9 protein-coding genes are annotated in these 9,015 nt (G+C 44.7%); 5 read left to right on the top strand and 4 right to left on the bottom strand.

All coding sequences use genetic code 11. The annotated features are described in order from the left end of the window. Window positions 1–119: 119 nt before the first annotated feature. From ABF87_RS07870 to ABF87_RS07860, 3 genes are all read right to left on the bottom strand, one after another. Window positions 120–809 (bottom strand): SCO family protein, encoded by a 690-nt coding sequence (locus ABF87_RS07870; RefSeq protein ID WP_160828583.1) that lies wholly within the window; start codon window positions 807–809, stop codon window positions 120–122. Window positions 810–837: 28 nt separating this feature from the next. After that, window positions 838–2,712: a multicopper oxidase domain-containing protein gene (locus ABF87_RS07865; RefSeq protein WP_160828582.1), complete on the bottom strand. Its 1,875-nt coding sequence runs from the start codon at window positions 2,710–2,712 to the stop codon at window positions 838–840. 628 nt (window positions 2,713–3,340) lie between these two features. Beyond that, window positions 3,341–3,601, bottom strand: a complete 261-nt coding sequence (locus ABF87_RS07860; RefSeq protein ID WP_160828581.1) for a hypothetical protein — start codon at window positions 3,599–3,601, stop codon at window positions 3,341–3,343. A gap of 267 nt (window positions 3,602–3,868) precedes the next feature. Between ABF87_RS07860 and ABF87_RS07855 the strand changes: the two genes are divergently transcribed. Beyond that, window positions 3,869–4,204 (top strand): hypothetical protein, encoded by a 336-nt coding sequence (locus ABF87_RS07855; RefSeq protein WP_160828580.1) that lies wholly within the window; start codon window positions 3,869–3,871, stop codon window positions 4,202–4,204. 64 nt (window positions 4,205–4,268) lie between these two features. Next, window positions 4,269–4,652 (top strand): exosortase system-associated protein, TIGR04073 family, encoded by a 384-nt coding sequence (locus tag ABF87_RS07850; protein WP_345789895.1) that lies wholly within the window; start codon window positions 4,269–4,271, stop codon window positions 4,650–4,652. A gap of 269 nt (window positions 4,653–4,921) precedes the next feature. Here ABF87_RS07850 and ABF87_RS07845 read toward each other — a convergent pair whose 3' ends face one another. Further along, the gene (locus tag ABF87_RS07845) at window positions 4,922–6,064 is read right to left on the bottom strand and encodes a DUF1611 domain-containing protein (RefSeq protein ID WP_240143592.1); all 1,143 of its coding nucleotides are present in this window, start codon (window positions 6,062–6,064) and stop codon (window positions 4,922–4,924) included. Between the two features lie 764 nt (window positions 6,065–6,828). Between ABF87_RS07845 and ABF87_RS07840 the strand changes: the two genes are divergently transcribed. The 3 genes from ABF87_RS07840 to ABF87_RS07830 all read left to right on the top strand — a co-directional run bounded on the left by ABF87_RS07840 (window position 6,829) and on the right by ABF87_RS07830 (window position 9,006). Continuing rightward, the gene (locus ABF87_RS07840; protein WP_160828579.1) at window positions 6,829–7,527 is read left to right on the top strand and encodes a TorF family putative porin; all 699 of its coding nucleotides are present in this window, start codon (window positions 6,829–6,831) and stop codon (window positions 7,525–7,527) included. 166 nt (window positions 7,528–7,693) lie between these two features. Next, window positions 7,694–8,299 carry a sigma-70 family RNA polymerase sigma factor gene (locus tag ABF87_RS07835; protein WP_160828578.1) on the top strand — a complete coding sequence of 202 codons (606 nt, stop codon included), beginning with the start codon at window positions 7,694–7,696 and terminating at the stop codon, window positions 8,297–8,299. Next, window positions 8,299–9,006 (top strand): zf-HC2 domain-containing protein, encoded by a 708-nt coding sequence (locus ABF87_RS07830; protein WP_160828577.1) that lies wholly within the window; start codon window positions 8,299–8,301, stop codon window positions 9,004–9,006. The genes ABF87_RS07835 and ABF87_RS07830 overlap by 1 nt, the downstream gene beginning before the upstream one ends. Window positions 9,007–9,015 lie beyond the last annotated feature (9 nt).

The raw sequence follows: 9,015 nt of genomic DNA, 5'->3' as shown, positions 1-9,015 counted from the left end.
CCCGCCGCAAGCAGCGGGGTACTAACTGCGCTGATTGCACGCGGGCCAACAAAATATCGTTACTCGACGTGTTTGTTTGATTAGATTGCCATCATCTCGTCGGCAATCACTTTTTGTTGCTAACTTGCCTGCGTTACCGCGTTCAGCGCTGCCCCGTGTACTGGCCTTGCTCCATTAGGTTCCATCCAGTAAAAATATTGAGCAATCGCTTTGGGATTGGCCAGAGCCGGACTCGTCCCCCATCGTTCCAAAGCTTCGATTCCATACTTGATCATTCCGGTATGCTCCGTTTTATTCCCATCCCGCTCAGGATCGGAATAGTAAAATCCCAGTTTTCTACGTAATAACTCGATGTCCTGTTTGGTTCCCGTCAAGAATTTCCAGCCGGGACCGACTTCGAACGTATTGGCATACGCTTTCAGCATGGCCAAGGTGTCATGTTCGGGTTCCAACGTAATCGAGTACATAAAAATGTCACGTCCAACCCGACCGCCAAACTCATGTTCCAGGCGTTTCAAATTGACCGTCATACCCGGACAGATGTCACCGCAGCGGGCATACATGAAATTGATGAAGACAGCTTTATCTTTGATGAGATCGTCGTAAAACCGTACTTGCCTGCCTTCGTGAGTAAGCAGCGTCATGTTCGGGAAACGATCCCGGCGGCGCTGCTCCGATTTACTGAGCGACTTGACTGCGGATTCGCTGCTCGGTTGTACATTCGCGGCCATCGTGGCTACGCCCAAACCCAATGTAGCCAGGCCAATCGAGGCGCCAGCCACACCCTTGATAAATTCTCGTTTATTCATTGAAGTAATCTCCTGAGCTATGGCCAAATTATTTACCGGCGTTGGGATCAGTCGAAGGAACGACCTTGAACAGCACCATCATGCCGTGATCCTCATGGACTACATTGTGACAATGCATCGGATAATCACCATGCCAATCACGGAATTGCATATACAATTTCACCTCGCTCGAGCCGCTCGTGTTCCACGAAGCTTGTCCGATACGCACCACATCCTTGCGCGATTTGTCCTCGATGTTCATTTTCGATGCAGCGCCGTCGCGGCTGATGATCTGGAATTCCTCAAAATGGATGTGAATGGGATGGGACCAGCCGCCTCCCGATTTCAGAGTCCATACCTCGGCCTTGCCTTCGGTTGGATATGCGCTGATCACATCTTTATTGAAAAATTGATCATTGACAGTCCAGGCACCATTGAGATTGCCAAAACGGAACGTACGTTGTTTGACTGCCGGATTCTTGGACGGCAAAGGCATCGGCACCATGGTTTGCGTTTTTAATGTGTTCATGGGCGCGCTATCGTCCTGCACGGCATTATCGGTCACAATGATTTTCAGCAGTTTGGTTTTATTGCTGGAAGTTAGAATTTTGCCGGTAGGGCCTTGGCCATTGATTTGTTCCAGCCGATTTTCCAGATATAGCTCCGTGCCAGGCGGCAACTGACTGAAATCAACGATCACGTCGGCACGCTCGGCAACACCCAGACGAATGCTGGGTACGATTTGCGCCTTCGGCAGCAAATTGCCACAGTTGGCGATGCGCGTGAAGCTGCTCCCATTGCTCCAGAACAATTGAACGAAACGCGAAGGCCCGCCATTCAGGAAACGAAAGCGGTATTTACGTTTTTTGACGTAAAGCTTGGGTTTGATCTTGAAATTCACGGTCTGCTGGTCGCCCAGGAAGCCTTCGGTCATGAATGGATCCCAGAACATTTGGCCGGTGGTATCAAAGGATTTGTCGGTAATCAGCATCGGAATGTCGTATTCGCCGCTGGGCAGGCGCAGACCCGTCGTTTCGTCGTCGGTATCCAGCTTGATGTCATCACTGAATAAGGTGTAAAAGGATGCTAAGCCTTTGTATACATTCTGCGCCGTATAATCGTAGCGATGATCGTGAAACCATAATGTACTCTGGGTTTCCTGCCAATCTCCTTGACACCACAAGCCATCGCGCGTGGTGCCATTCTTGTGGGTACTGGCAAAACCAGCGCGCACATTGGGATACCAGTGATCCCACCAGGTACCGCTGTCGTAAAAGCGCGTAGGACCGCCATCCGAAGTATGCGGATTATGCGCATTGTGTAAATGCGGTGAAATCTGGTTGATCCCAAAACCCTGATTATCATTCCCATCCTTCGGCAACGCGTTATACATGCGCATGATGATGGGATGACCATATTGAGCTTTGATACGCAGAACGCCGACCGCATCGCTGTTCAAATCGGTATATGTCCAGACTTTGGAATTGAAATTCGGATACTCGGCACTGGGATAGAAATTCCAATCGATCTCTCGGGCCATCAGTTCATACCTGGCGGTAATTCCTGCGTTACCTCCAAATTCTTCCCACCGCTGGTGCGTTTCAACCCGTGCTTCTTTGAAATCGCAGAATTCATCCCATCCTGGATTAAAGCGGGTGATGACGCTCTTGCAGCCATCCTTATCGATATCTGTGCCTTCGAATTCATCAACGGGAACACATACTTTTGGAATGGGCAACGGATCAGTCCATGGCTTAGTACAGGGTGGACTGATATGAATATTGGAAGCCGCTGCCACTGCCAAATTTGGAAAAAATGCGCTACCGCCCACGGATACCAATCCGCCTGCGCTGGCAGTCAATCCCATCTTCAGCAAATCCCGGCGACTGAGATCAGCCGCTACGATCTCCCTTACTTCTTGCATGTATCTAGACACTGCTGTTTCGTGTCGACTAGAACTGACTGGATTTATGATCTTCTTACTCATCTCTCTTCTCCTTCCTTTAGAAAAAACCCCTCCACCGCGTAATAAAAGAACCACGTTGGTAATTAACTCATTGTTGTTTTTTCGAGCTACTTATTATTATGAGTAGTCATAGCCCCCACCTATGCGGATGTAGGTAGTGTGATAAGCGCAGAGGAAAGAGTGGCTGAATCAAAGATATAAAATAATTTTTCCAACAATTCCATGACTGAACCCAGTCATTTGTTTTTCAAAATTACTGATATCAAATTGATAACTTATTTCCCCTTAGAAGCTCTTAAGATCATATATTTACCAAAACTAAATAAATATTGGCAAAATCCTTATTTTCTTCTAGGAAATTACTTAGCAAAACTGAGCAAGTACTTAGATATATGTAGGAAAAATATGTAGGAAAAGGGAGTGAATGATGATCAGAAAAAGAATCGGAAAAGACTTATTAGGTGGTGCAGAAAAACATGTTGAGCTTGATCTTAGTTCATCAGGCTAAGTAGCTTTTGTTCTGAAAGCCTACTCATCCTAGACCAAAGTTCTGATGGAGAATTTGACACTGTAATTACGTTTGGACTTAATTTTCCATCTTTTTCTGTTCCCACTTGAGCGTGAAAAAGGTACCCCCGTAGGTCCCCAGCAATGCAGCCAGTATATATACCTGGTCCTCGACGTAATGCACAATGGTGATTGCATTGACCAGAATAAGCATAGCCGACCAAAATGCAGCCGTGTGCGCCTTTTTCTTGGCGACATTTCTGAAATAAAGCGTATTACACATATTGGCAAAGGCCATGACAATGCCGATCAACACGAATTTCACAAGAAAAAATTCCATCAATAATCAACCTGCCATAATGCGGATACGGGCGAACATGATGCATTTTGAATCAATCTCATGCGCTGCGCCATAGTGGGAGAAATTTATTCCTCTCCGAAAAATGCAATAGGAAATGTCTTTTCACTAAACGATATTATCGATAAGTGGCGATAAAAAGGATGACTCAGAAGCACTTTCACCCATCTATGGTATAAAATTGACGAAGAAACGGCTGTATTGTGATTGCGATGTCTATTGCGCAAATTTTAACCAGAAGGAATCAATATGATCCGCATATTTTGTATTTTTATTATTGGCGCTGCCGTGCTTCAAGGATGTGCGGCGCCGTCGTCCCGAGAGGTCTTTTTGGCTGATGGAACCAAAGGTTATAACATCAATTGCAGCGGTTCTGGAATGAACTATAGCAATTGCCTGGAAAAAGCCGGCGAAGTTTGCGGGGCGCGTGGCTATTATTTGCTCAATCAACAAGGCAATATCGTTCCTTTTTCGGCTGCAATTCGTGAATTCAGCGCCGGCACGTCAACAGGCTCAATAGGGTTCTTGACCCAATCCGGCTCGATGGTGATTCGCAATTTATTCATCAAGTGCAAGCAAGAGTGATGTAGTTCAACCAGTGTTGGATAGTTTATTTGCCTCTGCCCCTCCATTTTTTAGGATATTAGTCGTGAACAGACTGATCAAAATAATATCAATTTTATTGATTTTACATCCCTTTGCATCCCAGGTTTATGCGAGTGAAGAAATAACGGCCAATATTTATATGCATCGAGCCGGGACAAAAATCCTCAGTGGTGTCGTCAACGTTGCAACCGGTTGGATGGAATTGCCTAAAAATATCGGCTTATGGAATCAGAAGGACGAAAATATTCTCGAAGGCACTGCTGAGGGAATCCTGTGGGGATTGGTTCACACAGCCAGCCGTACCGCCAGCGGGGCAATCGATCTTGTTACGTTTTGGATTCCCACTTTTCCCATTCCTGAGCCACTGTTTGTGTTTGACAATTTCTCTAAAGAATCGGAATACCATGCGTTCAGAATGGGAAGATGATCAATTCGTCAGCCATGCGTTCATCATCCAATGAAGTTTGCATGAGTACAGGGCGTATCAATGTATACCCACGTCGACTGAGCATCTTCACCCGCCTTCGCTTTGCCTAACCTTCGATAGCTGCTTTCATCAGAGTTACTATAAAAACGCTGATTGATTATGTGAACGAAATGAAGCGTAGGCGCACGGAATGCGAAAACCCGGGTAACTCAACAAGACAGGAAATACAGTGTGCACCGCACAACGAAGCGATTCCCTCGCGCAATTAATCAGCGTTTCCCTAATGCATTGCCCATGCACTGACTTTCTTGACAAGGTATCTGGACGGGAATCTGGAATATATCGATTACTCTTTCCGGACTGAGTAATGCCTTATCCAGAACTGGCAATCCAATAGCGGATGCGGTTTCGGCGCTCGCCGATTCAGATTCAGCAAATCGTCCGCCAATTGCGGTAGCGGATAGTCCATGCTGTTTTAATAGCTCTACCCCTGCGAGGGCATACATCATATCACTGGCTGTAAAAACTATACCGTCAACGATTTTTGCAAATATTTTAGAATCAAGCACGGAGGTGGTTTCTTGACACACTAAGTCATCGGATATTTCCAGTACGATGACATCCATTCTCGCCACACTCAAATGGGTGATCAATGTCTCGAGAATGAAATTGACTTGCTCAGGTAAAATCTGATCCGTGGACGGGAAACCCGCATGAGTAAAATCGAGTGCAATTTTTGCTCCGGCATCCGTCAGTAGCCATGTATTCTGCCCTGATCCAATACCGGTCACTTTGCCACCCCCAACGCGATATCCTGCCTGCGTCAAGCTGCAAATGAGATCAAGGGTTGTTTTCATTGTATTCATCGATGAACCGACGATCGCGATCGTGAATGGATGAGGAAACAGACTAACTACTCTTGGCAAAGCAGTGTCTTTCAAATTGATACACCGTTGATTACCGTCAGCAAGCAAACCAACTAGTTGAATGGTAGTGAACGTTTGGGCACTAGCAAGCGAAACATTTACCAAAGCGGCAATGCCACCGGGGGCCACCAAATGGCAGGATTGCAAATCCTCAGGCACTTGAAATTCAAATGGATTCATGGAATGTCCAAAACAAACAATGATTTCATCGCCGATGGATAATGCGGAAGGCCGGCCATGAGCCAGTTCGAGCTCATGTTGTTGACCTATGGCGGTGACTCTCGCCAGCGCGATATCTCCTGAACCCGGGATAATGCCATCCCCATGTAATAACGTGGTTACGGATTCGATCGATAAATTACGTGAAGTGTAGCCTAGCTTGGCATTGAGTAAGCGTTCTTGGCTTATGGATGAAATATTCATTTCCTCGATTTTATTCTTATTAGATTTGGTCATCAAAATGGTTTGGAGCACGCCTTTACGCATTTTCGCTCCTGTTTCCTGCTGTTAATCCAGCGTACAGAACAAAAGGTTCAATTCCAGATGTTTTTCGGTATCCTCGTGCGAACGACAAGAAGGCTTCATGGCATGATGCGACGGACGCATTGTCTCTACCTTGTACAATCCAACCTTTAAAATTCGAACAGCTAAGCTCGATGAAATGAGTGAAATATTAGAAAATCAAGAGCTATTGAGATTGTTTGAAACCGTGGAAGAGTAAAAACTGATAACAGCAGAAGAAAAGACAGCAATACAATCGAGAAAATTTCGTATATTGGGAATTCAACCCGTTCCCCCTACCCCACTCGACATGATTACCGATAAAACAATCAAATCCATGATTGATATGATCTCCCTGTGAAACTTCTTCATCATTATTTTCCTAATTAGATATCTACAAAATTCAGGAATGAAATTTTTTATTGTAAGCCGTTTATTCTGTCAGCATTGAAAAAGGTTCATATACTTTAGGAAACTCGAAATTCAGAGCTTTCCCCGAGAATACCCAATAACCTCTACCTTCACAATTTGCGCAATACACAAAATACAACGATAAATACCTTGTAATCTAAATACAGCAACCCATCGAATCCAGTTACTCTTGACACAGCAGTGCAAAGCCTGTTTCCAAGATTTCAATTTCAATTATTCTGGTATTTAACTTTTTAATGATTTTTCCTTATTCGAATCCACAGAAGACTGTTCACTCTCGGAGGAGGAATCATCAATTATTATTTCTGCTGCTGACGATGTTTTATTCGATTCATTGCACAGCTGAATTCAATGGAAAATTAAGCGGCGGCATTACCGGAGCCACCGATTATATTTGGCGTGGTTATTCCAAGAGCAATGGCAAGCCTGTCATACAGGGCAATATCGATTATGAATTTAAATCAGGAATTTTCCTGGGTTCGTCTGCTTCAACCATTAATTTTGCCGATCATGGCTATGATGATCGCTCAACATTGGAATTCAGACCTTATCTAGGTTTTGCTTATCAGTTATCGGAAGATTGGCGATTTAATACCGCATGGACCCGCTATCTCTATGATGGCAAGATATTTGGCCAAGATGCTGACTATAATGAATTTTACATTTACAGCCACTTTCGTGACCTCGTATCGCTCAATTTCAATGTTTCCGAAAATAGTTACAACCAGAACCACATGTCATTCAACTCAGAAATAACCGGTCGCTACCCAATCAGCGATTCTATCGAACTATCCGGCACTTTAGGCTATAACAAGCAGAAAAAAAATCTACATTATGATTATTTGTACTGGACATCCGGCCTAACCCTGCATTTTTCCAAGAATATCGGCATCGATGTTCGTTATTACGGAGGTATTCATACATCCACTCAGGCGCATGGTATGGCCGCCGGTTGGCAATTTTACCCGCATGTTGCCGATCATCGGGCAGTATTTTCGATGACAATTGGGTTCTAAGGATATCTTGAAAAGACGGCGAGAATGACTAGACACACTGTTTTCAAAGCACTTCTCCATTGCTTGAAGAGCTTTTTTTCACCGCAATGAACTTTTTTTCGATCGTGAGGAATGAACGCATCACTTTGCGAGAATCTTAACGCCGGCACTTTGATAATGAAATACCATGCATGAGTTACCCACATCAACCGTGCGAATAACCTTTAGTTCCCAAGAACAACTGGTTAAGGAAAGAGATTTGATTGCCGAAACCGCAACAGGGAATGTCGAAGCTTTTGAGAAACTTTACCAGCTCTATTTTAACCGGCTGTACCAATTTATATTCCATATCGTTAAACGCCATGATTGCATCGAAGAAATTATCAATGATGTCATGTACGTCGTATGGGAAAAGGCGTCCACTTATAACTACGTGTGCCGTCCTTCGACATGGATTTTGGGAATAGCTTATTTAAAATCACTGAAGAGCGCTGAACAAAGCTCGGTTCGAGAAGATCGATCGACAGAGTTTAATGAAGAGATGGACTATCTTCCCGAAAGCGGAGGCCGGTGGGTCGAAGAATTGGAAGTCAGTAACTGGCTGGAGATGGCTTTCAATAAGTTGTCTACTGAACAACGAGCGGTGGTGGAAATGACTTATTATCAGGGCTTGCATTATCATGAAATTGCAGAAATCATGCAGTGCCCTGAAAATACAGTAAAAACGAGAATGTTTCATGCACGTAAAATTTTAGCTAAATTATTTCTAGAGCTTAAGGACAGGAGTCAATAATGTTTTCTTCGAATGATGAAATATCCACTCGCAGCGAGCATCAGAAAGTATGGAATCTGCTGCCGTGGTATATCAATAATACATTGGATCCAGTCGAGCAAGCCAGCGTAAGACATCACGTCAAATTCTGTATCACGTGCAGAATCGAATTGGATCAGCAGCAGCAATTGGTTGAAAGAATGCAGCAAATTGACCTTCTGGAACAAGTTTCCCAAGTTTCTTTTGCACAATTGAAAATGAAAATTGAGAAGCAACCGAGTGTAGGTACACTGACCCAGCCTCACGAAGCCAAAAAAGATTCAAAATTCTTCTCACAGCAGTTTCTTAGTTTTGTGCAGTACACGGCCTTGGCGGCCAGCTTGCTGCTACTGTCGCTACCGTTCATGCTGGGTTCGCTGATCGACCGAACCGAGCTCGGAAGCGATTACAGAACACTGGCCAATACGGTCGTAGGGGAAGAAAGCATGAATATGCTACGAGTTGTCTTTTCTGATCAATCCGATCCGGAGCAAATCAGCGCCATTCTGAACGCAGTCTCTGCCCAAATCGTTAAGGGCCCGTCGGATAATGGCGTTTATCTGGTTCAGATCGGTGACCAACTCACACATCCACAAGACATCCAGACTGCGATTGCATACTTACATAACGATACCCGAGTTATTTTTGCAGAGCTGGCACATGGTTTATCCTCGGCAGATAGGAAATAGTTCCGATGT

Source organism: Nitrosomonas sp. JL21, assembly GCF_009833095.1.
In the GTDB taxonomy this organism is placed as follows: Bacteria; Pseudomonadota; Gammaproteobacteria; order Burkholderiales; family Nitrosomonadaceae; genus Nitrosomonas.
The sequence above is the reverse complement of the archived record's forward strand: the minus strand, read 5'-3'. Positions and strand labels throughout refer to the sequence as shown.

Excerpts from the sequence above, each read along its gene's own strand:
- ABF87_RS07855 (WP_160828580.1), top strand. The coding sequence starts at position 3,869 with ATGATCCGCATATTTTGTATTTTTATTATTGGCGCTGCCGTGCTTCAA.
- ABF87_RS07870 (WP_160828583.1), bottom strand. The coding sequence starts at position 809 with ATGAATAAACGAGAATTTATCAAGGGTGTGGCTGGCGCCTCGATTGGC.
- ABF87_RS07860 (WP_160828581.1), bottom strand. The coding sequence starts at position 3,601 with ATGGAATTTTTTCTTGTGAAATTCGTGTTGATCGGCATTGTCATGGCC.
- ABF87_RS07835 (WP_160828578.1), top strand. The coding sequence starts at position 7,694 with ATGCATGAGTTACCCACATCAACCGTGCGAATAACCTTTAGTTCCCAA.
- ABF87_RS07845 (WP_240143592.1), bottom strand. The coding sequence starts at position 6,064 with ATGCGTAAAGGCGTGCTCCAAACCATTTTGATGACCAAATCTAATAAG.
- ABF87_RS07840 (WP_160828579.1), top strand. The coding sequence starts at position 6,829 with ATGTTTTATTCGATTCATTGCACAGCTGAATTCAATGGAAAATTAAGC.
- ABF87_RS07865 (WP_160828582.1), bottom strand. The coding sequence starts at position 2,712 with ATGCAAGAAGTAAGGGAGATCGTAGCGGCTGATCTCAGTCGCCGGGAT.
- ABF87_RS07830 (WP_160828577.1), top strand. The coding sequence starts at position 8,299 with ATGTTTTCTTCGAATGATGAAATATCCACTCGCAGCGAGCATCAGAAA.